Source organism: Streptomyces sp. NPDC029139, assembly GCF_055564335.1.
In genome coordinates this window covers 69,626-91,253 of record NZ_JBVHWN010000007.1, presented here as the reverse complement: position 1 = coordinate 91,253, position 21,628 = coordinate 69,626, and the positions used below count along the sequence as shown (strand labels likewise).

Here is a 21,628-nt window from a genome sequence, read left to right as displayed (position 1 = left end):
TTCGTACGGGAGCTCAGCGCGGAGACCGGGGTCAGGCCCACGGAGCGCTGCGCGGCCTTGCGGGTGGTGCCCGGCCCGCTCCTCCCCCGCGGACTTCGTCCGTGGCCCCCGGCGGAGCGCCGGCCCGCAGCGGACCGGACATGCCCCGGCCGGGGACGCGGTAGCCGGCCGCGGCTACGACGTCCCCGACCGGGGCCGGACGAGGCGGCGGTCCGGGAAGACACCGCCTCGGTACGGGGCCCTACTCCCCGGCCTGCCGCCGGAAGCGGGTCGTGCGGTGGACCGGGTCCGTGTCGATCTTCGGGACCACGTGTTCACCGATCAGCTTGATCGTGTTCATCGTGTCCTCGTACGACACCCCGATCGGCAGCCCGAAGGAGAGCTGGTCCGCTCCGGCCTGCTCCCAGCGCTTGCACTGGCGCAGGACCTCATCCGGGTCGCCGCAGATCATCAGCTCCTCCGCGATGAGGAGTTCGATGATCTCGGCGCTGTACTCCGGCAGCAGCTCCGGCCACTCCGGGACGCCCTCGGGCCGCGGGAAGGTGTCGTGGTAGCGGAAGAGCAGGGACTGCAGGTAGTTGAGCCCGCCGTTCACCGCGATCTCGACGGCCTTGTCGTGCGTCTCGGCGCAGATCGCGGTCGAGGTGACCATCACGTTGTCGTTGACGAAGTCCCCGACGGCGACCGCCTCCTTGATCGCCGTCTTGTAGGAGTCGACGACCCACTCCATGTCGGCGACCTTCTGCACGCTGAAGCCGAGGACGCCGAGCCCCTTCTTCGCGGCCATGGCGTACGAGGACGGGGAGCCGGCGGCGTACCACATGGCCGGGTGGGACTTCCCGTACGGCTTGGGCAGGATCTTGCGCGGGGGCAGGGACCAGTGCTTCCCCTGGAAGCCGGGGTACTCGTCCTGGAGCCACATCTTGGGGAACTCGGCGATCGTCTCCTCCCAGATCTCCTTCGTGTGGTTCATGTCGGTGATGCCCGGCATGAACCCGAGGATCTCGTGGGAGCCCGCGCCGCGCCCCGAACCGAACTCGAATCGGCCCTCGGAGAGATGGTCGAGCATGGCGACCTTCTCGGCGACCTTGACCGGGTGGTTCACCGGCGCGAGGGGGTTGAAGATGCCGGAGCCGAGGTGGATCCGGTCGGTGGCGTGGGCGAGGTAGCCCAGGTAGACGTCGTTCGCCGAGAGGTGCGAGTACTCCTCCAGGAAGTGGTGCTCGGACGCCCAGGCGTACTTGAACCCGGACCTGTCGGCCTGGATGACGTACTCGGTCTCCTCCATCAGCGCCTTGTGCTCGGCCTCGGGATCGGTCTCGGCGCGCTTGCCGACGTATCCCTGTACGAAGATCCCGAATTCCAAGGGGGTTCACCGTCCTCGTCGTTTCTGACGTACCGTCAGATTTTCGATGTGCCCGACTTTCGCACCGCCCGGCGGGGGCGTCAATACCTGACGGCACGTCAGGATCAGTCAGAAGAGGCTCACCCCGGCCAGCCAGCCCCCGTCGATGACGAACGGCTGGCCGGTGATGTACGCCGAGTCGTCCGAGGTCAGGAAGAGCGCGAGCGCCGCGACCTCCTCCGGCCGCCCGATCCGCCCGAGCGGCACGAGCGTGCGGTACAGCTCGGCGGTGGCCGACGGGTCCACGCCCTCGGGGTTGCTCATCGGGGTGTCGATCGCGCCCGGACAGACCGCGTTGACCCGGACCCCCTTGGCCGCCAGCTCCAGGGCCGCGACCCGGGTGAGCCCGAGCACCGCGTGCTTGGTGGCGGCGTACGCGCCGACGCCCGCCATGCCCGTCACACCCGTGTACGAGGCGGTGTTGACGATCGTGCCGCCGCCCGCCGCCTCGATCTCCGGCGCGACGGCGCGGATGCCCAGGAAGCAGCCGACCTGGTTGACCTGCACGATCGCCTGGAACTCCGCCAGCGGCGTGGACACCAGCTCGTTGAAGCGCAGGATGCCGGCGTTGTTGACGAGCCCGTCGATCCGCCCGAACCGGTCCCGGGCGGCCGCGACCGCGCGCGCCCAGTCCTCCTCCCTCGTCACGTCGAGGTGGACGTACGCGGCCCGCTCCTGCCCCAGCTCCTTGGCCAGCGCCTCGCCGGGATCGTCGAGCACGTCGGCGAGGACGACCCGCGCCCCCTCGGCGGCGAAGAGCCGCGCCTCCTGCTCGCCCTGCCCGCGCGCCGCGCCCGTGATCACGACGACGCGCCCGTCCAGCTTGCCCATGTCCGTACTCCTCTTTCACTGGAGGTGCGGAGCCACCCCGGCGGCGAAGGCGGCCATCTGATCGGTGAGTTCGGTACGGCTCCGGGAGCGGAACCGCACCTGGACCTGGTCCACGCCCATCTCCGCGTACGCGCGCAGCGACGCGGCGAGGGCCTCCGGCTCGCCGGTCAGCGTCCGCCGGCCGACGTCCCAGCCGGCCCGGCCGACGTAGAGGGGCTCGACGATCGCCCCGACGGTGATCGGCTCCTCGATCCCCGCCCCGGCGCGCAGGTCCTTCAGCCGGGTGATCAGCGCGGGCAACTTCTCGCGCGGATCGCCCTGCGGGAGCCAGCCGTCGCCCCGGAGCGCCGCCCTGCGCACGGCGGCGGGCGAGGATCCACCGACCCAGACGGGCACCCTTTCCTGGGCGGGCCGGGGCCGCTGCCCAAGCTCCTTGAAGGAGAACCGCTCACCGCTGAACTCCGGGAACTCCTCCGGACCGAACGCCGCCCTGAGCGCGTCGATCGTCTCGTCGAGGACCGCCCCCCGGCCCGCGAAGTCGGCCCCGACGGCCTCGAACTCCTCCCGGACGTGTCCTGCCCCGACCCCGAGGACCAGCCGGCCGCCGGAGAGGTGATCGAGGGTCGCGTACGCCTTGGCGGTCACCAGCGGGTGCCGCAGACCGACGACGGCGACATGGGAGAGCAGCCGGACGCGCTCGGTCGCCGCCGCGAGGAAGGAGAGCGTGGCGACGGGGTCGTACCAGACGGTGCCCATCGGCCCGGCGAGACGGCGCGGGATGGCGACGTGGTCGCAGCACGCGATGTAGTCGAAGCCGGCCCGGTCGGCGGTGCGGGCGATCTCCAGCAGGTCGGCGGGACCGGCCGCGGCCTCCCAGGGCTCGGCGTAGAGGGTGCTCTGCGACTGGACCGGGAGCTGCATCCCGTAGACGGCCATGAGGGGCCCCTTTGCTCGGTCGAACCGACCTGACGAGCCGTCAGGTATAAGCGGACGGCCTCATGCTCGTACCTGACGTGCCATCAGACAAGGGGTGTGCGGGTGCGGGCGGCTACGGGCCCGGCCACAGCCCCTCCGGGGTCAGCCCCAGCCGCTCGATCGCGTTGCCCCGCACGATCCGCTCGACGACCTCCGGCGCCAGGTGGCCCATCTGCGCCTCGCCGACCTCGCGGGACTTGGGCCAGGTGGAGTCGGAGTGCGGGTAGTCCGTCTCGTACAGGACGTTGCCGACCCCGATCGCGTCGAGGTTCCGCAGCCCGAAGGCGTCGTCGAAGAAGCAGCCGTACACGTGCTCGGTGAACAGCTCCGACGGCGGGCGCAGCACCTTCTCCGCCACCCCGCCCCAGCCGCGGTTCTCCTCCCAGACCACGTCGGCGCGCTCCAGGATGTAGGGGATCCAGCCGATCTGGCCCTCCGCGTACATGATCCGCAGGTTCGGGAAGCGCTCGAACTTGCCGCTCATCAGCCAGTCGACCATCGAGAAGCAGCAGTTGGCGAAGGTGATGGTGGACCCGACGGCCGGCGGGGCGTCGGCGGAGGTGGACGGCATCCGGCTGGAGGAGCCGATGTGCATCGCGACCACGGTGCCCGTCTCGTCGCAGGCCCGCAGGAACGGGTCCCAGTGGTCGGTGTGGATCGACGGGAGCCCGAGGTGCGGCGGGATCTCGGAGAAGGCGACGGCCCTGACCCCGCGGGCGGCGTTGCGCCGCACCTCGGCGGCGGCGAGGTCGGCGTCCCAGAGGGGGATCAGCGTGAGCGGTATGAGACGTCCGCGCGCCTCCGGTCCGCACCACTCCTCCACCATCCAGTCGTTGTACGCGCGGACGCCGAGGAGCCCCAGCTCACGGTCGGCCGCCTCCGTGAACGTCTGCCCGCAGAAGCGGGGGAAGGTGGGGAAGCAGAGGGCGGACTGGACGTGATTGACGTCCATGTCGGCGAGCCGGTCGGGGACGCTGTACGAGCCGGGGCGCATCTGCTCGTAGGTGATGACCTCGAGCTTGATCTCGTCCCTGTCGTAGCCGACGGCGGTGTCGAGCCGGGTGAGCGGCCGGTGCAGGTCCTCGTACACCCACCAGTCGCCGATGGGTCCGTCGTCGCCCTTCGCCCCCATCACCGGGGCGAACTTTCCGCCGAGGAAGGTCATGTCCTTCAGGGGTGCCCGGACGACCCGGGGTCCGGTGTCGCGGTACCTGGACGGGAGCCGGTCCCGCCAGACGTGAGGCGGCTCCACGGTGTGGTCGTCCACCGAGATGATCTTCGGGAAGGTCTCCATGCCTGTCACGGTAGCGCTGATCTGACGACCCGTCAGCTCACTGGTCGGCCGAATCTGTGGCAGGACTTGTGCAGACAGTCACCCGATGCTGACGTGTCCCCTCCGGACAAGGCAGACTGTCTTGGGCGAAACCAGCGGTGGGCAGGGGGAGCTATGGACCGTGAGAACGGCCCGCGAGTTCCGGAGCAGCGTGCTCCGTTGACAGGTCCTGACTTTGTCGGCAACGACCTGCGCTTCGGCGTGCTCGGACCCGTCCGCGCCTGGCGCGACGGCGCGGCCCTGCCGTCCGGCTCCCCGCAGCAGCGGGCGCTGCTCGCCGCGCTCCTGCTGCGCGACGGGCGCACGGCCACGGCCTCGGAGCTGATCGACGCCATCTGGGGCGACGACCCGCCCTCGCAGGCCCTGGCCGCGGTACGGACGTACGCCTCGCGGCTGCGCAAGGTCCTCGACCCCGGGGTTCTGGTCAGCGACGCCGGCGGCTACGCGATCCGCGTCCCGGCCGGTGTGGTGGACGTGCACGTCGCCCAGGAACTGGCCACCGAGGCGGAGAAGCTGCGGGCGGCCGGGGACCGCGGTGAGGCGCGCGCCCGGCTGGCGCAGGCGCTCGCCCTGTGGGACGGCGAGCCCCTGGCGTCCGTCCCGGGGCCGTACGCCGAGACCCAGCGCGCCCGGCTGGAGGAGTGGCGCCTCCAGCTTCTGGAAGCGCGTCTGGACATGGACCTGGAGGCTGGCGCCCACGCGGAGGCCGTCTCCGAGCTCACCGCGCTGACGGCCGCGCACCCGCTGCGGGAGCGCCTGCGGGAACTGCTGATGCTGGCCCTCTACCGCGGTGGCCGGCAGGCGGAGGCCCTGGCCGTGTACGCGGACACCCGCCGGCTCCTCGCCGACGAGCTGGGCGTCGACCCCTGTCCCGAGCTCTCCCGGCTCCAGCAGCGGATCCTCCGGGCGGACGCCGAACTGGCCCGGCCGGTCGAGGAGTCCGCGCCGGCGTCCGTCGTGGCCCGGCCCGCACAGCTCCCGGCCACGGTCCCCGACTTCACCGGCCGCAACTCCTTCGTACGGGAGCTGGGCGGCCGGCTGGCCACGGCGGAGGGTTCCGTGATGGCCGTCTCGGCGCTCGCGGGCATCGGCGGCGTCGGCAAGACGACCCTCGCCGTGCACGTGGCGCACGAGGCGCGCCCGCACTTCCCCGACGGGCAGCTGTACGTCGACCTCCAGGGCACGGGGGCCCGCGCGGCGGCGCCGGAGACGGTCCTGGGCGCCTTCCTGCGCGCCCTGGGAACGCCGGATTCCGCCATCCCGGACTCGCTGGAGGAGCGCGCGGCGCTGTACCGCTCGACGCTCGACGGCCGCCGCATCCTGGTGCTGCTCGACAACGCCCGGGACGCTGCCCAGATCCGCCCCCTGCTGCCGGGCACGGCGGGCTGCGCGGCCCTGGTGACCAGCAGGATCCGCATGGTGGACCTGGCGGGGGCGCATCTGGTGGACCTGGACGTCATGTCGCCGGAGGAGGCGCTCCAGCTCTTCACCCGCATCGTCGGCGCCGAACGCGTCTGCGCCGAACGCGAGGCGGCCCTCGACGTGGTCGCCGCGTGCGGCTTCCTCCCGCTGGCGATCCGTATCGCCGCCTCCCGGCTGGCCGCGCGGCGCACCTGGACGGTGGCGGTCCTGGCGGCGAAGCTCGCCGACGAGCGCCGCCGCCTGGACGAGCTCCAGGCGGGCGACCTCGCGGTCAAGGCCACCTTCGAGCTGGGCTACGGCCAGCTGGAGCCGGCCCAGGCCCGCGCCTTCCGGCTTCTGGGTCTCCCCGACGGCCCGGACATCTCCCTCGCGGCGGCGGCGGCCGTCCTGGACCTGCCGGTCCAGGACACCGAGGACCTCCTGGAGGCCCTGGTCGACACCTCCCTGCTCGAATCGGCGGCTCCGGGCCGCTACCGCTACCACGATCTGGTGCGCCTCTACGCGCGTGCATGCGTGGGGGTCACCCATGACGAAGGCCGGGGGAGCGACGGGCAGCCGCCGGGGGAGCGGGAGCGGGCGCTGTCGCGGCTGCTGGACTTCTACCTGGCGACGGCGGCGAGGGTCTACGCGATCGAGCGCCCGGGCGACCGCCTGGTCGACCACCTGGAGCCCACGGCGTACGAGGGACTGACGTTCACGGACCGCCACGCGGCACAGGACTGGCTGTACCGCGAGGCGAACTGTCTGCTGGCGTGCGTGCGGCAGTCGGCGGGGTCGGAGGGGACGCTGCGTCGGGCGGTGGATCTGCTGTGGGCGGCCATCGATCTGGGTGAGTCCGGTGCCAATTCCAAGCAGTACGAGTCAGTGGCCACCGCACTGTGGGAGGCCATCCGGACGGTCGGCGACGAGTACGCGGAGGCCCGCGGCCTGATGGCGCTGAGCAACGTCCACGCGCACACGGGACGCTTCGACGACGCCGACCGCGACGCGGATCTCGCCGCCCGGCTGGCTGCCCGCACCGGGGACAGACTCACCGTCGCCTGGGCGGCCAACGCCCGCGGCATCATCGCCATCTACCAGAACCGGCACTTCGACGGCGAGCAGCACCTGACCGAGGCCATCAACGAATTCCAGGCGGACGGTAATCGCCCGAGCGAAGCGAGCGCGCTGTGCAACCTCTCGCGCATCCACCTCGCGATGGGGCGGATCACCAGCGCCATCTCCCTGGCAGAACGCGGAATCGCGATCTACGACTCGATGGGCCACTCGCTGCGCGGTGCGAACGGGCGCTACGCGCTGGGGCTCGCCCTGACCGAAGCCCGGCAGTACGCGCTTGGCTCCGAGGCACTGCGGGAGGCGCTGGCCGTCTTCCAGGACAGTCGTCAGCACCTCTGGGAGGGCATGACTCTCTACCGGATCGCGGAGCTCGAACTGTCGGCTCACCGCCCGGCGCAGGCCGCGGCCATGGCGGAGCAAGCACTCGCCGTGCTGAACGGCATCGGCGGGGAATGGCGCCGTGCGAACGTCCTCACCGTGCTCGGTCAGGCGCTCAGCCGTCTCGGCCAGAACGGCCGCGCGCAGGTCTGCTGGCGTGACGCGCTCGCCGTCCACGAGAGCTTGGACTCCCCGGAGGCGGAGACGCTCCGGTCCCTGCTCGCACCCTCCGCCGCCGCGTAGGAGCGCCACCGTCTGCACGTTCATCGAACGTTTATCACCGGGCGCCATGCTCATCTCATCGATCCGTCGCGTCGGGGGGCAGGCGGGTCACGGTGAGGCCGTCACCCCCAGGCACTAAGGTGAACGGCCCTGACAGGCCCGGCCGGCCGCCCACGGGGGAGCAGCCGGCCGGGCACGACAGACCCAACTGCTCCGCAACGACAAGGGAGGGACTCATCATGACCGAGCCGCTCAAGACCGAGCCCGTACTGAAGCCTCAGGACCAGCACGCCACGGGCACGGAAGAAGCTCCCGTCACCACCCAGGACCAGCACGCCACGGGCGGCGGCATCACCACGCTCGACCAGCACGCGACCGGCGGAGACATCCGCACGCTGGACCAGCACGCCACGTCGGAGCCGTTCAAGCCGACCCAGGGCTGAACCTTCCCCACGGGGGACGGCTTCGGCGACACCGACGGGGGAGCCGCCGAAGCCGTACATGTCCGGGGCCGAAGCGACGGCGCTCGGGGGACGTCCGCAGAGCCCGGGGGGGGAACTCGGCGGACAGGGCGCGGCGCGCCGCGACCGGACGCACGACGGAGGGGCTGGGCTTCTGCCCAGCCCCTCCTCCGTGTGTCGGCACCGATGGCCGCCGGCGCGGCCGTCCCCGCCCCGGGTGACGGGGACGACCACGCCCGTCGCGGCCTGTTGAGGAGTCAGGGTGAGGAAGAGTTCGGGCGACGACACCGGCAGCTCCAGAGGGAGGCGGAGGAGGGGACGATCCCAGCGGGTCGTGGCGGGCGCAGCCGGCTGGAAGCCGATGTTCCTCCGGTCAGGGACGAGGTTGTGACCTCAGCACTCCCTTCACCACCTTCCCGCTCGCGTTCCGCGGCAGTTCCGCCACGAACTCCACCTCCCGCGGCACCTTGTAGTTCGCCATCTCCCGCCGCGCCCAGGCGATGAGGTCGTCGCCCGTCACCCGGGCGCCCGCCCGCCGCACCGCGAAGGCCTTGCCCACCTCGCCGAGGCGCGGGTCCGGTATGCCGATGACCGCGACGTCGGCGATGTCCGGGTGCAGGCCGAGCAGTTGCTCGATCTCCGCCGGGTAGGCGTTGAAGCCGCCGACGATGAACATGTCCTTGATGCGGTCCGTGATCCGCAGGTTGCCGGCCTCGTCCAGGACGCCCACGTCGCCCGTGCGGAGCCAGCCGTCCGCGTCGATCGCCCGGGCCGTCTCCTTCGGGTCCTCGAAGTAGCCGCTCATCACGTGATGGCCGCGCACCAGGATCTCGCCCGCGGCCGAGAGGCGGACCTCCGTGTCCGGGATGGGACGGCCCGAGGTGGTCGCGACGACGTCGGCGGGGTCGCCCCTGCGGCACATGGTGACGATGCCGCTCGCCTCGGAGAGGCCGTACGCCGTGAGGACCGTGCCGACCCCCAGCTCGCCGCGCAGGCGCTCGACCAGCCGCAGGGGAACGACCGCGGCGCCCGTGACCACCAGGCGCAGCGCGGAGAGGTCGTACGAGGACCGGGCGGGGTGGTCGAGGAGCGACTGGTGCAGCGTCGGCGGGCCCGGCAGGACCGAGATGCGTTCGGCGGCGATGTTCGCGAGGACGGTGTCCACGTTGAAGACGGACTGCGGGACCATCACCGCCCCGCGCATCAGACAGGCGATGATCCCGGCCTTGTAGCCGAAGGTGTGGAAGAAGGGGTTCACGATCAGATAGCGGTCGCCCTCCCGCAGGCCGGCCAGGTCCGCCCAGATCCCGTAGCAGCGCAGCGTCTGGCCGTGCGTGATCACCGCTCCCTTCGGGGCGCCCGTCGTCCCCGAGGTGTAGATGATGTCCGAGGGGTCGCCCGGGCAGAGGCCGGCCGCCCGTGCGCGGACCTCCGCCGAGGAGACGGACTCGCCCTCCGCGAGGAAGTCCTTCCAGGTCGTGTAGTCCTCGGGCGCGGCGTCGGCGAGCACCACCACCCGTTCCAGGTCGGGCAGTTCGACCTCCGCGCGACGCAGGGAGGCGACGTACGAGGTCCCCAGGAACGTCCCCGTGATGAACAGCAGCTTCGCCCGGGACCTGGCCAGCACGTACGCCGCCTCCGTGCCCTTGAAGCGGGTGTTCAGCGGGACGAGCACGGCTCCCGCCGTGACCGCACCGAGCGCCGAGACGATCCAGTCCAGGGTGTTCGGCGCCCAGATCGCGACCCGGTCGCCGGGCTCCACGCCCGCCGCCAGACAGGCCGCCGCCGCGCGCTCGACGCGCTCGCCCAGCTCCTCGTACGAGATCCGGGTGCGGCCGTCGACCACCGCCTCCGCCGTCCCGTACCGCTCGGCCGCCGAGCGCACGAGGCCCGCTATCGAGCCCCATTCCAGGTCACCGCGCATTGTCGTCCCTCCCACCGCACCCGTAGCTGACTATCCGTCAGATTAGCTGTAGCCTGACGCGCTGTCAGCAGCTCGCGATCGGGGAGGTTGCAGTGCTCAAGGACGTCACGGCCATCGTCGGGATAGGACAGACACCCTTCGCCAAACGGCTCCCCGAGTCCGAGAAGACGCTCGCCTGCCGGGCCGTCCTGGCCGCCCTCGACGACGCCGGCATCGCCCCCTCGGAGGTCGACGCCTTCGCCTCGTACACGATGGAGGAGACCGACGAGGTCGAGGTCGCCAAGGCCATCGGCGCCGGCGACGTCACCTTCTTCTCCAAGGTCGGCTACGGCGGCGGAGGCTCGTGCGCGACCGTCGGCCATCTCGCCGCGGCCGTCGCCACCGGACAGGCGAGCGTCGGCGTCGCCTGGCGGTCGAGGAAGCGCGGCTCCGGCCCCCGGCCCTGGAAGAACACCGCCGTCCAGCTGCCCACCCCCGGCCAGTGGACCCGCCCCTTCGGCCTCCTCCGCCCCACCGACGAGATCGGCATGCTCGCCCGCCGCTACATGCACGAGTACGGCGCCACCCGCGACCACCTCTTCAACGTCGCCCTCGCCTGCCGCAACCGCGCCAACCAGAACCCCGACGCGATCATGTACGAGCGGCCGCTGACCCGCGAGATGTACATGACCGCCCGCTGGATCAGCGAACCCCTCTGCCTCTTCGACAACTGCCTGGAGACCGACGGCGCGCTCGCCTGCGTCGTCGTGAGCGCCGAACGCGCCCGCGACTGCCGGCAGAAGCCCGTCTACGTCCACTCCGTCGCCCAGGGCCTGCCCGCCCAGCACCACGGCATGGTCAACTACTGGAACGACGACCCGCTCTCCGGGCCCGCCTGGACGGCCGCCCGACACCTCTGGAAGCAGGCGGACTTCGGCCCCCAGGACGTCGATGTCGCCCAGATCTACGACGCGTTCACCCCGCTCATCCCGCTCTCCCTGGAGGGGTACGGATTCTGCGGCAGAGGAGAGGGCGCCGCGTTCACCGAGGGCGGCGCCCTGGAGATCGGCGGACGCCTGCCGGTCAACACGGGCGGCGGTGGTCTGTCCGAGGCGTACGTCCACGGCTTCAACCTCATCAACGAGGGCGTGAAGCAGCTCCGCGGCGTCTCCACCGCCCAGGTCCCGGACGCGGCCACCTGCCTGGTCACCGCCGGGGAGGGCGTCCCCACATCGGCGATCCTTCTGAGGAGTTGAGATGCTCACACCGGTCCCCGACGAGGACGGCGCTCCCTTCTGGGAGTACGCCGCCCAGGGCGAACTGCGGATCCAGGGGTGCGCCGACTGCGGCGAGCTGCGCTTCCCGCCCCGGCCCTGCTGCCCGCACTGCCAGTCCTTCGCCGCCGAGTGGCGGCTGATGTCCGGCCGCGGCCGGATCTGGTCGTACGTGCTCCCCCACCCGCCGCTCCTGCCCGACTACGCGGCCCAGGCGCCCTACAACGCCGTCGTCGTCGAACTCGCCGACGCGCCCCGCATCCGCCTCGTCGGCAACGTCGTCGCCGCCCCGGACGCACCGCTCGACTCGGTCGACCCCGCGCGGCTGCGGATCGGGGCGGGCGTGAAGGTCGCCTTCGCCGAGATCGACGGCGTCACGGTGCCCCGCTGGCTCCTCGAGCGCGGATGAGCACCCCCGGCATCGCCGTCACGCACGACGAGGAGACGGGCGTCGCGGTCGTCACCCTGGACCGGGCCGAGAAGCACAACGCCCTCACTCTGGACATGGCGCGCGCACTCGCAAGGACCTGGCGGGAGTTCCGGTACGACGACACCGTACGGGCGATCGTCGTCACCGGCGCCGGGCGGCGGGCCTTCTGCACCGGCATCGACCGCGCGGCCGAGGTCCCGCAGCCCTCGTCCCCGTACACGGTCGACGATCCGCTGATCGCCATCGGCCCCAAGGCCAACGACCTGTGGAAACCGGTCGTCGCCGCCGTCGAGGGCATGGCCTGCGGCGGGGCGTTCTATCTGCTCGGAGAGGCGGAGTTCCTCGTCGCCGGCGAGGGAGCGTCCTTCTTCGACCCGCACACCACCTACGGGATGGTCAGCGCCTTCGAGACGATCCACATGGCGCAGAAGATGCCGTTCGGGGAGGTGGCGCGCATGGCCCTGATGGGGACGGCCGAGCGGATCTCGGCCCGCCGGGCGTACGAGACGGGGCTCGTCTCCGAGCTGACGGCGCCGGGCGGGGCCCTGGACGCCGCTCGGCGGGCCGCTGCCGTCATCGCCGCGTACCCCACCGAGGCGGTCCAGGGCACCGTCCGGGCGCTGTGGTCGGCCAAGGAGGCGGCCAGGGCCCAGGCGCTCGCCCACGCCCCGCACCTGGTGACGCTCGGGAACCTTCCGTCGGAGCGGCAGGCCGAGCTGTTCACGAGGAGGGCGCCGGGCTTCCGGACGCGGTGAAGGGGCGGGGCCGAGGGGTCAGGGCGTGCCCACGCGCCAGACCTCGCACTCCTTCACCTGGTCCACGGACTTCGGCTTCGCCATGGCGATGTCGAAGATCCTGGTCTGGCCCGGCTGGACGGTGACCACTTTGTCCACCGTGTCCACCACCGTCGCCCGGGACCGGAACCGCAGCGTGACCTTCACCGTCTCCTCGACGGCCGCGCGCGAGGTGATCTCCAGCGTCGCCGTGGTGTCCGCCTTGCGGGCGGGCTTGCCCTTCCGCTTCTTCTGGGCGGGCTTCACGCAGTCCACGATGACGACATCGAAGTCCGACGAGGGACTGGGCGCGGCCGTCACGGTCGGCTCGGCCGTGTAGTCACTGCCGCCGCCGGACCCGGCGCCGTCGTAGTCGTCGTTCTTCTTCTTGGAGCTGGAGCAACCACCGCCGGAGCTGCTCTTGCTCTTGCTCTTGCCGCTGCCGCCCTTGCCACCGCTGCTGCCCGTCTGGAAACCCGTCAGGGCGAGCACCACCACCGTGAGCGTGGCCGCGAGCCTGATGCCCCGCCGGCCGGCCGTCCCCGTCACCATCTCGGCCTTTCTGTCGTGTTCGCGCCACCTTAACGTCGCATGGCGGGCCCCCCGCACCCGGCGTAGCGTCGACAGCGAGAGCCGGACCGTAAGGAGGCCGATCGATGGTCCGTAACGTCATCGGCTCGATCCTGGCCCTCGCCGGAGCGACGGCCGCCGTCTGGAGCCCCTTCCGTGCCTGGTACGACGGCCGTCACGGCAGCGATTACCGCATCGACGACCTGTTCGGCGGAATCACCGACGCCAGGGCGGAGGTGATCGGCTCGATCCTGCTGCCCTTCGCCTTCGCGGCCCTCGTCACCCTTGTCGGCGTGGTGCTCCGCTCGCGCCTGCTCGTGGCCCTCGCCGGGCTGATCGTGCTGGGCTTCACCGTGCTCTGGATGGTCCGCGTGGGCCAGGCCGAGGGCGCTCTGACGGTCGGCGGCGACGGGGCGGGGCTCGGCGACGGCGTCGCGAACGCCGTCGGCGGCGGGGTGCTGCTCCTGGTGGCGTCGGTGGTCATGGCCGGCCGCCGCCGCGCGCACGAGGTGCGTCTCGACGGGGAGCCGTACCGTCCGGACCACCACGCGGCGCCCGACGACACCCCGCCGTCCCCCTATCCGCCCTCCCCCTACGGGCCGCCCACACAGACCATGGACGTCCCGCCCTGGGACCCGGGCCGCGAGCCCCCGCCGAACCAGGATCCGGACCAGCATCACCGGGCCTGAGCACACGGAGCCGACAGCCCCGGCCCGCGAGCCCGCGACCGGCGAGCCGCGAATCCCTACGCCCGAGGTGCCGAGCGCCCCGTCGCCGTGCCCTTCACCGCGTCCAGCGCGTACACGCAGCGGTCCTTGCTGCACGCGTACACGACCCCGCCCCGCGCCACCGGCGAGCCGGTGATCTCGCCACCCGTCGCGAGCTTCCACCGCAGCTGGCCGCCCATCGCGTCCAGCGTGTAGAGGACGTGGTCCGCCGAACCGAAGTGCACCCGGCCGTCCGCGACGACCGGCGCGCCGATCAGTTCGCCGCCGGCCGCGAACCGCCACTTGGGCGTGCCGGTCACCGCGTCGAGCGTGTACAGCGCGCTGCCGCTGCCCACATGGACGTTCCCGTCGACGACGAGGACCGGCTCGACCGACTGGCGGGACTCGGTGGCGATCCGCCAGCGGTCCTGGCCGGTCGTCGCGTCGAGGGCGTAGACCGTGCCGAGGTAGTCGGCGAGGTAGACACCGCCGCCCGTGACGGCGGGGCCGGGCGCGAACGCCGGCGGGGAGAGGAAGACCGCGGGCGCCTCGAAGTGCCAGCGGACGTGCCCGCCGGCGATGTCGATCGACAGGACGCGCGTACCGGCCGAGACGTACACACAGCCGTCCTCCGCCGGGGACACCCGCACCGGGACGTTGCCGCAGGAGGCCGCGTCGCCGACCGGGTACGACCAGCGCTCCACGCCCGTACGGGCGTCCAGGGCCTGGAGGCGGGCGTCGCGCCACACGTACACGGTGTCGCCGTGGACGGCGGGCCCCGCCTCCGGGGTCTCGAAGTCGGTCTGCGCGCCGGAGATCTCCCACAGCTTGGCGCCGTTCGACGCCTCCCAGCCCTGGACCCCGCCACCCCGGGTGCCGGTCACGACCGTGCCCCGGTCGACCTTGAGGGAGTAGACCCAGGCGTCCGTCTGGAGCCGCCACCGCTCGCTGCCGTCGGAGGCGTCGAGCGCGTACAGCGTGGGTCCGTCGGAGGCGTGGATACGGCCCTGGGCCACGGCCATGGACCAGGCCACGTCCCGGGTCTTGAACTGGCGGCGGCCACTGGCCACGTCGAGGGCGTGCACCTCGAAGGAGGTGACGTAGAGGAGGTCACCGGCGACGACGGGGGTGCCCCAGACGTCGTTCGACATCCGGAAGCGCCAGGGCCGCCAGTGCGCCGGCTCCGGCGCGGCCTCCGGCGCGGGGGCGGGAGCCGGCAGCGGTCGGGAGCCGGCCGGCGGGCCGGGCTCGGCGCCGTTCGGGCCGCCGCCGGGCGGGCGGATCCAGCCGGTGGCCGGGCCCGCGTCGGCGACCGCGCCGACGGCGGCCCGGGCGTCGGCGACCCGGGGGCCGGGGCCGATCGGGACGGCCACGCCCGCGAGCCGTACGGGGCCCGCGGCCTCGGCCGGTCCCGCGTGCCGGCCGCCACCGCCCTGGCCGGAGTGCGGTTCACCGCTCCACTCCGGCGCGGGCCGGGGCGGACGCGGCGGTACGGGAGGGGCGGGCGGGGGCTGCGGGGCGCTCGGGCGGCCGCCACGGCGCGTCTCGATCATGGCCGTGGCGGACTGCGGCAGCCAGGCCGAGGCCGTACCGCTGTCGTCACTGCCGGAGCCGAAGAGATGCGGGGCGAGCTGGGCCTGGAGATCGGCCGGGGTCGGCCGGCGCGAGACGTCCATCTGCATACAGGACTCGATGAGCGGGCGCAGCTCGTCCGGCAGCCCTTCCAGGTCCGGGCCCTCCCTGAGCAGCATGAAGACGGTCTCGACGGGGTTGGCGCCGTGGAAGGGGGCGTGACCGGTGGCGGCGAAGACCAGCATCGAGCCGAGTGAGAAGACATCGCTGGCGCCGGTGACGCTGCGCGAGTCGCGGGCCTGCTCGGGCGACATGTACGCGGGCGTGCCGACGGCGACGTTGGTCATGGTCAGGCGGGTGTTCGAGACGCCGGACGCGATGCCGAAGTCGATCACGCGGGGGCCGTCCTCGACGACGAGGACGTTGGACGGCTTGAGGTCACGGTGGACCAGGCCCGCGCCGTGGATGGACTGCAGGGCCTCGGCGACACCGGCGGCCAGCCAGCGCACGGCCTGGGCCGGCAGCGGTCCGCACTCGTTCACTATCTCCTCGAGGGAGGGCGCGGGCACGTACGCGGTGGCCAGCCAGGGCACGGCGGCCCGCGGATCGGCGTCGACGACGGCGGCCGTGTAGAAGCCGGAGACGGCCCGCGCGGCCTCGACCTCACGCGTGAAACGGACTCGGAACAGCTGGTCCTCGGCGAGCTCGGTCCGCACGGTCTTGATCGCCACGCGCCGGCCGGACGCCGAGCGCGCGAGATAGACCAGACCCATGCCACCTGCACCGAGCCGGCCCAGCACCTCGAAGGGCCCGATCCGTCTCGGGTCGTGCTGCGTCAGCTGCTCCACTTGCCTGCCACCTCCCCGTACGGGCCATGAAGGTACGGCCCCGTGGCCCTGATTCTTCCTGTCCGAGGCGATGGTTGCGAACCCGGGGGCGGATCGGGGTGTCGCCCGTTCGGCCGCCGGGTCCCGGGCGGGACACCGGGGCGGCCGAACGCGGAGGTGACGCATCACTCAAAGCGCCGCGCCTGTTCGATATCGGCGCGTTTGTACGAGTGGGGTGGCGCGGGTCTCAGCGCCCGTCGTCGGGCGAGGCGGACGACTTCCCGGCCGTGCGGCCGCGCTCGCCCGGCTCCGCGGGCCGGGGCGGGTCGTCACGTTCGCCCGGCCCGTCGGTTCCGGCCGATCCGGCACGTTCGCCCGGCCCGTCGGATGCGTCGGCCGATGCGGCGCCAGGCGTCCGCGACCTCTCCGCCGCGTCCTCCGTCGCATTCTCCGTCGCGGACTCCGCCGCGTTCTCCGTCGCGGGCTCCGCGAGCACGGCGAAGCGCGCCCCCTGGTTGTCGCGGAGGACGGCGATGCGGCCGTGCGGGGTGTCGAAGGGCGGGTTCGTGACCCGGCCGCCGAGGGAGACGGTGGTCGCACATGCCGCGTCGCAGTCCCGCACGGCGAAGTAGACGAGGATGTGCCCCGGCATCTCGGCCGGGAAGGCGTCGGTGAGGACCGCGCGGCCGCCGAAGGACGTGTCGTCGCCGGGACGGGAGCCGGGCGGGGACCAGACCCGGTAGTCGAAGTCGCCGTCCCTGCCCTCCTCGTCCGGTTCCACCTGGCGGCCGAGGTAGCCGAAGACGGAGGCGTAGAAGGTGTCGACCGCGTCCCGTTCCCGGGTGTAGACCTCCATCCAGCAGAAGGAACCGGGCAGCATCGTCTTCTCGAAGCCCTCGTCGTCCCCGGCCTGGCGCAGGCCGAAGACGGCTCCGCCGGGGTCCGCGGCGAGCGCCAGCACGCCGAAGGGGCCGACGGGATAGGGCTCCATGATCATCTGGCCGCCGCCGGCCTTGATCCGGGCCGAGAGCGTGCCCGCGTCCTGGGCGGCGAGATAGACGGTCCAGGTGGTCGGCATGCGGCCGTCCCGCTTCGGAACGAGACCGGCGACGCGCTTGCCGTCGCTGAGGGCCTCGTCGCGGCCGGGGTCGAAGGTCCAGCCGAAGAGCTCGCCGTAGAACCGCTTCCCCGCCTCGAGGTCGGGGAGCTGCGCTTCCACCCAGCACGGGGTGCCCTCTGTGAATGCGGCCATGGCACCACGCTAGGTCCGCCCGTCCCGCCCCGCACGCCCCGTAATCGAACATACCGCCATATAGGGACCCTGCGTTTCTCGATTTCCTTGAGTTGTCCACCGAAGTTATCCACAGGCTGTTAATAAGCTTTTTCGAGTCGGGGCACCGCCCCCCGCCTTTTCCGGCACCCCCCGGGTCTTCCCGCCGACGCCTTCCGTGCCACCGGGGGACCTGCACCGACCGCCCGGGAGGGGGTGCACCCCATTTGCAGTCGGCCGAATCGCGCGCCGATCACCCCTCGGTAAGCTGACGGCATGACAGGACAAGTACGCACCGTCGACGGCCGCGTGGCCGGACGACGCGGTCAGGCGACGCGGCAGAAGCTGCTCGACTGCCTCAGCGAGATGCTCAGCTCCTCGCCGTACCGGGACGTCAAGGTCATCGACGTGGCTCGGAAGGCGGGCACTTCACCCGCGACGTTCTATCAGTACTTCCCCGACGTCGAGGGAGCCGTCCTCGAGATCGCGGAGGAAATGGCCAAAGAAGGCGCGGCGTTGACCGATCTGGTCTCCGGCCGCTCCTGGGTCGGCAAGGCCGGCTGGCAGACCTCCGAGGAACTGGTCGAGGGCTTCCTGGACTTCTGGCGCCGGCACGACGCGATCCTTCGGGTCGTGGATCTCGGGGCCGCGGAGGGCGACAAACGGTTCTACAAGATCCGCATGAAGATCCTGAACTCCGTCACCAACTCCCTCACGGACACGGTGAAGGAGCTCCAGGGCAAGGGCAAGGTCGACAAGGACGTCAGCCCGGCCGCGATCTCCGGCTCCCTGGTGGCGATGCTGGCCTCGGTGGCCGGTCACCAGAAAGGCTTCCAGGCCTGGGGCGTCAAGCAAGCCGAACTTAAGCCCAATCTGGCCCTCTTGGTGCACCTCGGGATCACGGGCAAGAAGCCGACGAAGTAGCCCACCCCTTCCCCCCTTCCGTCCTGTCGCGCCGACGGCGGTCCCGATCGAGAGACTGCCGTCGGCGTTCCCGTGTCAGGAGCCGGTTCCCGAGCCCGGCTGCCGCCGGGTGAGACGGAAGAGCCGGATCTCCCGCTCCACCCTGGCCTGGTACGTCGCGTACGGCGGCCAGAATCCCAGCGCCGCCTCCCAGGCGGCCGCGCGCTCCTGCCCGCCGAGCAGCTCGGCCCGCACCGGGATCGTCTCGCCGCGCCAACTCACCTCCGCGTCCGGGTGCTTGAGCAGGTTCGCGGTCCACGCCGGATGCCCTTCCCGCCCGAAGTTGGAGCCGATCAGCAGCCAGGTCCCGCCGGGCTCGGGCATGCAGGCCAGGGGCGTCACCCGGGGCAGCCCCGACTTGGCGCCCCGGACCGTGAGGACGAGGCCCGGCAGCATCTGGGCGCTCAGCATCACCTTTCCCCGCGTCAGCCGGTGCACGGCCCGGTCCATCGCCGGGATGAAGTGGGGCGCGACCTTCGCGAACGCGCGCGTGGACGACACCTTCTGCATCAGGCGCACTCCGAGGGCAGCCACGACGCCGTCACCTCCCCGAAGAGTCCGGTCCGCTCCGCCACGCGCGCCCGCAGCCGCCGGGCCGGCCCGAAGAGCAGCTCGTCGGCAGCCGCCCGCTTGAAGTACAGATGGGCCTCGTGCTCCCAGGTGAAGCCGATGCCGCCGTGCAGCTGGATCGTCTCGCCCGCCACGGCCCGCAGCGCCTCCAGGGCCGCCGCGAGGGCGAGCGCCCCCGTGTCCGGTTCGCGGGCGGCGCCGTAGGCCAGGGAGCGTGCCGCCTCCACCTGGACGTACAGGTCGGCGAGGCGGTGCTTGACCGCCTGGAAGGAGCCGATGGGCCGGCCGAACTGCTCGCGGGACCCGACGTACTCGACGGTGCGGTCCAGGGCCGCCTGCGCGGTGCCGACCGCTTCGGCCGCGAGGGCCGCCGCCGCCGTCCGCCCCACCGCGGCGAGCGCGCCTGGCACGTCGAGCGGCTCCTCACCCAGCAACTCCGCCTCCGTGTTCCGCAGTTGTACGCACGCCTGGGAGCGGGTGGCGTCCAGGGTGGGCTGCCGTACGCGGGTGAGCCCGGTGGCCTCGCCCCGCACCAGGAAGAGCAGGGTCCGACTGCGCGCGAAGCCACCGGTGTGCGCGGCGACCACGAGCAGCCCGGCGCTGTGCCCGTCGAGGACCTGGGCCGCCTCCCCGTACAGCAGCCACCTCTCCCCCGCGGACCGCGCCTGTACGCCGCCCGCCCGGCCGCCACCGGCCCAGGAGCCGTCGGTGTTGTCGCCGGTCAGCCCGAGGGCGAGGGCGAGGGAGCCCCCGGTGACGGCGAGGGCGCAGGTCAGCGAGGAGTCGGCGATGCGGGGCAGGAGATCGGCGCGCTGTCGTTCGCTGCCGAGGGCGGCGATCAGCGGGGCGGCGAGGACGGCGGTGGCGAGGAGCGGGGAGGGGGCGAGGGCCCGGCCGGTCTCCTCGCAGGCGAGGGCGAGCTCGGCGGGGCCGCAGCCCACGCCTCCGTACTCCTCGGGCAGGGCGAGTCCGGCGAGTCCGAGGGTGCCGGACATCCGGTGCCACAGGTCGGTGTCGTACCCCTCGGGGGTCGTGACGGCGGCGCGGACCTCGGCGGGTCCGGAGCGTTTGGCGAGCAGTTCGCGCAGGGTGCGGCGGATCTCGTCCTGCTCCGCGGTGAAGGCGGCGTCCATGGAGCTCCCCTCCAGTATCTGACGGCCCGTCATGCTAGGGGCGCGGGGGACAGAAGCACAGAGCCAGGATCGGCGGATCTCGCGAGCCGCGCCTGTCGACTCACCCCCTCCCCTCCGTACAGATCTGATGTACCGTCAGATTCATGCCCACCACTTCACGGAACCGCGCCGGGCGCCGCGTCGCCGTCGTCGGCATATCCCTCTCCGACTGCGGTCGCGTCGACGAGGCCACCCCCTACGCCCTGCACGCGCAGGCCGCGCGCCGCGCCCTCGCGGACAGCGGACTCGACCGCTCGGTGATCGACGGCCTCGCCTCGGCGGGCCTCGGCACGCTCGCGCCGGTGGAGGTCGCCGAGTATCTGGGCCTGCGCCCCCGCTGGGTGGACTCCACCGCCGTCGGCGGCGCCACCTGGGAGGTGATGGCCGCACACGCGGCCGACGCCATCGCAGCCGGGCACGCCGACGCCGTCCTGCTGGTCTACGGATCGACCGCCCGGGCCGACATCAGGGCCCGCCGCCGCACCTCGAACCTCTCCTTCGGCGCACGCGGCCCGCTGCAGTTCGAGGTCCCCTACGGGCACACCCTGATCGCGAAGTACGCGATGGCCGCCCGTCGCCACATGCACGAGTACGGCACCACCCTGGAACAGCTCGCCGAGGTCGCCGTGCAGGCGCGGGCGAACGCCGCGCTCAATCCGGAGGCGATGTTCCGCGAGCCGATCACGGTCGACGAGGTGCTCGCCGGCCCGATGATCGCCGATCCCTTCACGAAGCTGCACTGCTGCGTCCGCAGCGACGGCGGCTGCGCGGTGCTGCTCGCGGCCGAGGAGTACGTCCCGGACACGGCGAAGGCTCCGGTGTGGGTGCTCGGCACGGGCGAGTACGTCTCGCACACCACGATGTCGCAGTGGGAGGACTTCACGGTCTCCCCCGCCGCGGTCAGCGGCTGGCTCGCCTTCGAACGGGCCGGCGTCCGGCCGGAGGAGGTCGACCTCGCCGAGATCTACGACGCCTTCACGTACATGACGCTGGTGACGCTCGAGGACCTGGGCTTCTGCGCCAAGGGCGAGGGCGGCCCGTTCGTCGAGGAGAAGGGGAGGCTGCCCGTGAACACCGACGGCGGCGGCCTCTCGGCCTGCCACCCGGGCATGCGCGGGCTGTTCCTGCTGGTGGAGGCGGTGCGGCAACTGCGCGGGGAGGCGCCGGGGCTGCAGGTGCGACGGGCGGACGGAAGCCTTCCGGAGCTGGCGGTGGCCTCGGGGACGGGCGGCTGGTTCTGCTCCTCGGGAACGGTGGTCCTCGGCCGGGGCTGAACACCCTCCGTACCGGCGGCGCTTCGGTCCGCACAAGCCTCGATCCGCACAAGCCTCGATCTATACAAGCGTCATAGACAGACGTGTAGGACATCCGTATAGTCCGTGGTGGGGGGGGGGGGGGGGGCCCCCCCCCCCCCCCCCACCCCCCCCCCCACCCCCCCCCCCCCCCCCCACACCACCCCCCCCCCCCCCCCCCCCCCCACAACATAACCACGAGACCGCTCAAAAAAAGAAAAA

18 protein-coding genes are annotated in these 21,628 nt (G+C 72.4%); 8 read left to right on the top strand and 10 right to left on the bottom strand.

Annotated elements, in window-relative coordinates; translation table 11 throughout:
• Window positions 1–241: 241 nt before the first annotated feature.
• The 4 genes from ACZ4VW_RS18015 to ACZ4VW_RS18000 form a co-directional block, all read right to left on the bottom strand.
• Window positions 242–1,366, bottom strand: coding sequence for an LLM class flavin-dependent oxidoreductase (locus ACZ4VW_RS18015; RefSeq protein ID WP_467963375.1), 1,125 nt, complete (start codon window positions 1,364–1,366; stop codon window positions 242–244).
• A gap of 108 nt (window positions 1,367–1,474) precedes the next feature.
• Complete coding sequence (locus tag ACZ4VW_RS18010) at window positions 1,475–2,236, bottom strand: SDR family NAD(P)-dependent oxidoreductase (RefSeq protein ID WP_467963373.1); 762 nt, start codon at window positions 2,234–2,236, stop codon at window positions 1,475–1,477.
• Between the two features lie 15 nt (window positions 2,237–2,251).
• Complete coding sequence (locus ACZ4VW_RS18005) at window positions 2,252–3,172, bottom strand: LLM class F420-dependent oxidoreductase (protein ID WP_467963371.1); 921 nt, start codon at window positions 3,170–3,172, stop codon at window positions 2,252–2,254.
• A 112-nt stretch (window positions 3,173–3,284) separates the two neighbouring features.
• A complete protein-coding gene (locus ACZ4VW_RS18000; protein ID WP_467963369.1) occupies window positions 3,285–4,505 on the bottom strand; it encodes an amidohydrolase family protein in 1,221 nt (406 codons plus the stop codon).
• Between the two features lie 153 nt (window positions 4,506–4,658).
• Between ACZ4VW_RS18000 and afsR the strand changes: the two genes are divergently transcribed.
• Window positions 4,659–7,643 (top strand): SARP-family global regulator AfsR, encoded by a 2,985-nt coding sequence (afsR, locus tag ACZ4VW_RS17995; RefSeq protein ID WP_467963367.1) that lies wholly within the window; start codon window positions 4,659–4,661, stop codon window positions 7,641–7,643.
• A gap of 218 nt (window positions 7,644–7,861) precedes the next feature.
• On the top strand, window positions 7,862–8,065 hold the full coding sequence (locus tag ACZ4VW_RS17990) for a hypothetical protein (RefSeq protein WP_467963365.1): 204 nt from the start codon (window positions 7,862–7,864) through the stop codon (window positions 8,063–8,065).
• A 391-nt stretch (window positions 8,066–8,456) separates the two neighbouring features.
• Here ACZ4VW_RS17990 and ACZ4VW_RS17985 read toward each other — a convergent pair whose 3' ends face one another.
• The gene (locus ACZ4VW_RS17985; protein ID WP_467963363.1) at window positions 8,457–10,007 is read right to left on the bottom strand and encodes a FadD3 family acyl-CoA ligase; all 1,551 of its coding nucleotides are present in this window, start codon (window positions 10,005–10,007) and stop codon (window positions 8,457–8,459) included.
• A 92-nt stretch (window positions 10,008–10,099) separates the two neighbouring features.
• Here ACZ4VW_RS17985 and ACZ4VW_RS17980 point away from each other — a divergent pair, with 92 nt between their 5' ends.
• Genes ACZ4VW_RS17980 through ACZ4VW_RS17970 form a run of 3 tightly spaced genes read left to right on the top strand, consistent with a single transcriptional unit; the run spans window position 10,100 to window position 12,445 of the window.
• On the top strand, window positions 10,100–11,242 hold the full coding sequence (locus ACZ4VW_RS17980; protein ID WP_467963361.1) for a lipid-transfer protein: 1,143 nt from the start codon (window positions 10,100–10,102) through the stop codon (window positions 11,240–11,242).
• Window position 11,243: 1 nt separating this feature from the next.
• A complete protein-coding gene (locus ACZ4VW_RS17975) occupies window positions 11,244–11,669 on the top strand; it encodes a Zn-ribbon domain-containing OB-fold protein (RefSeq protein ID WP_467963359.1) in 426 nt (141 codons plus the stop codon).
• The gene (locus ACZ4VW_RS17970; RefSeq protein ID WP_467963357.1) at window positions 11,666–12,445 is read left to right on the top strand and encodes an enoyl-CoA hydratase/isomerase family protein; all 780 of its coding nucleotides are present in this window, start codon (window positions 11,666–11,668) and stop codon (window positions 12,443–12,445) included. Before ACZ4VW_RS17975 ends, ACZ4VW_RS17970 begins: the two co-directional genes overlap by 4 nt.
• Window positions 12,446–12,463: 18 nt before the next feature.
• Here the strand turns inward: ACZ4VW_RS17970 and ACZ4VW_RS17965 are convergent, their stop codons facing one another.
• The gene (locus ACZ4VW_RS17965; RefSeq protein ID WP_467963355.1) at window positions 12,464–13,015 is read right to left on the bottom strand and encodes a hypothetical protein; all 552 of its coding nucleotides are present in this window, start codon (window positions 13,013–13,015) and stop codon (window positions 12,464–12,466) included.
• A 104-nt stretch (window positions 13,016–13,119) separates the two neighbouring features.
• Here ACZ4VW_RS17965 and ACZ4VW_RS17960 point away from each other — a divergent pair, with 104 nt between their 5' ends.
• Window positions 13,120–13,722 (top strand): hypothetical protein, encoded by a 603-nt coding sequence (locus ACZ4VW_RS17960; protein WP_467963353.1) that lies wholly within the window; start codon window positions 13,120–13,122, stop codon window positions 13,720–13,722.
• A 56-nt stretch (window positions 13,723–13,778) separates the two neighbouring features.
• Here the strand turns inward: ACZ4VW_RS17960 and ACZ4VW_RS17955 are convergent, their stop codons facing one another.
• Together ACZ4VW_RS17955 and ACZ4VW_RS17950 are read right to left on the bottom strand one after the other, a co-directional pair.
• Window positions 13,779–16,160: a serine/threonine-protein kinase gene (locus tag ACZ4VW_RS17955; RefSeq protein ID WP_467963351.1), complete on the bottom strand. Its 2,382-nt coding sequence runs from the start codon at window positions 16,158–16,160 to the stop codon at window positions 13,779–13,781.
• 226 nt (window positions 16,161–16,386) lie between these two features.
• Window positions 16,387–17,391: a VOC family protein gene (locus ACZ4VW_RS17950; protein WP_467963349.1), complete on the bottom strand. Its 1,005-nt coding sequence runs from the start codon at window positions 17,389–17,391 to the stop codon at window positions 16,387–16,389.
• Window positions 17,392–17,685: 294 nt separating this feature from the next.
• On the opposite strand from ACZ4VW_RS17950, the gene ACZ4VW_RS17945 reads away from it, so the two are divergent.
• Window positions 17,686–18,333: a TetR family transcriptional regulator gene (locus tag ACZ4VW_RS17945; RefSeq protein WP_467963347.1), complete on the top strand. Its 648-nt coding sequence runs from the start codon at window positions 17,686–17,688 to the stop codon at window positions 18,331–18,333.
• Window positions 18,334–18,408: 75 nt separating this feature from the next.
• Here ACZ4VW_RS17945 and ACZ4VW_RS17940 read toward each other — a convergent pair whose 3' ends face one another.
• Both ACZ4VW_RS17940 and ACZ4VW_RS17935 read right to left on the bottom strand, forming a co-directional pair.
• Window positions 18,409–18,882 (bottom strand): nitroreductase family deazaflavin-dependent oxidoreductase, encoded by a 474-nt coding sequence (locus ACZ4VW_RS17940; RefSeq protein ID WP_467963795.1) that lies wholly within the window; start codon window positions 18,880–18,882, stop codon window positions 18,409–18,411.
• A complete protein-coding gene (locus ACZ4VW_RS17935) occupies window positions 18,882–20,075 on the bottom strand; it encodes an acyl-CoA dehydrogenase family protein (protein ID WP_467963345.1) in 1,194 nt (397 codons plus the stop codon). Before ACZ4VW_RS17935 ends, ACZ4VW_RS17940 begins: the two co-directional genes overlap by 1 nt.
• Window positions 20,076–20,218: 143 nt before the next feature.
• Here ACZ4VW_RS17935 and ACZ4VW_RS17930 point away from each other — a divergent pair, with 143 nt between their 5' ends.
• A complete protein-coding gene (locus ACZ4VW_RS17930; RefSeq protein WP_467963343.1) occupies window positions 20,219–21,388 on the top strand; it encodes a thiolase C-terminal domain-containing protein in 1,170 nt (389 codons plus the stop codon).
• Window positions 21,389–21,628: the final 240 nt, after the last annotated feature.

Bases quoted from the DNA above. Each gene is read 5' to 3' on its own strand.
- ACZ4VW_RS18010 (WP_467963373.1), bottom strand. From the start codon at position 2,236: ATGGGCAAGCTGGACGGGCGCGTCGTCGTGATCACGGGCGCGGCGCGC.
- ACZ4VW_RS18005 (WP_467963371.1), bottom strand. From the start codon at position 3,172: ATGGCCGTCTACGGGATGCAGCTCCCGGTCCAGTCGCAGAGCACCCTC.
- ACZ4VW_RS18000 (WP_467963369.1), bottom strand. From the start codon at position 4,505: ATGGAGACCTTCCCGAAGATCATCTCGGTGGACGACCACACCGTGGAG.
- afsR (WP_467963367.1), top strand. From the start codon at position 4,659: ATGGACCGTGAGAACGGCCCGCGAGTTCCGGAGCAGCGTGCTCCGTTG.
- ACZ4VW_RS17990 (WP_467963365.1), top strand. From the start codon at position 7,862: ATGACCGAGCCGCTCAAGACCGAGCCCGTACTGAAGCCTCAGGACCAG.
- ACZ4VW_RS17985 (WP_467963363.1), bottom strand. From the start codon at position 10,007: ATGCGCGGTGACCTGGAATGGGGCTCGATAGCGGGCCTCGTGCGCTCG.
- ACZ4VW_RS17975 (WP_467963359.1), top strand. From the start codon at position 11,244: ATGCTCACACCGGTCCCCGACGAGGACGGCGCTCCCTTCTGGGAGTAC.
- ACZ4VW_RS17970 (WP_467963357.1), top strand. From the start codon at position 11,666: ATGAGCACCCCCGGCATCGCCGTCACGCACGACGAGGAGACGGGCGTC.
- ACZ4VW_RS17965 (WP_467963355.1), bottom strand. From the start codon at position 13,015: ATGGTGACGGGGACGGCCGGCCGGCGGGGCATCAGGCTCGCGGCCACG.
- ACZ4VW_RS17960 (WP_467963353.1), top strand. From the start codon at position 13,120: ATGGTCCGTAACGTCATCGGCTCGATCCTGGCCCTCGCCGGAGCGACG.
- ACZ4VW_RS17950 (WP_467963349.1), bottom strand. From the start codon at position 17,391: ATGGCCGCATTCACAGAGGGCACCCCGTGCTGGGTGGAAGCGCAGCTC.
- ACZ4VW_RS17945 (WP_467963347.1), top strand. From the start codon at position 17,686: ATGACAGGACAAGTACGCACCGTCGACGGCCGCGTGGCCGGACGACGC.
- ACZ4VW_RS17940 (WP_467963795.1), bottom strand. From the start codon at position 18,882: ATGCAGAAGGTGTCGTCCACGCGCGCGTTCGCGAAGGTCGCGCCCCAC.
- ACZ4VW_RS17935 (WP_467963345.1), bottom strand. From the start codon at position 20,075: ATGGACGCCGCCTTCACCGCGGAGCAGGACGAGATCCGCCGCACCCTG.
- ACZ4VW_RS17930 (WP_467963343.1), top strand. From the start codon at position 20,219: ATGCCCACCACTTCACGGAACCGCGCCGGGCGCCGCGTCGCCGTCGTC.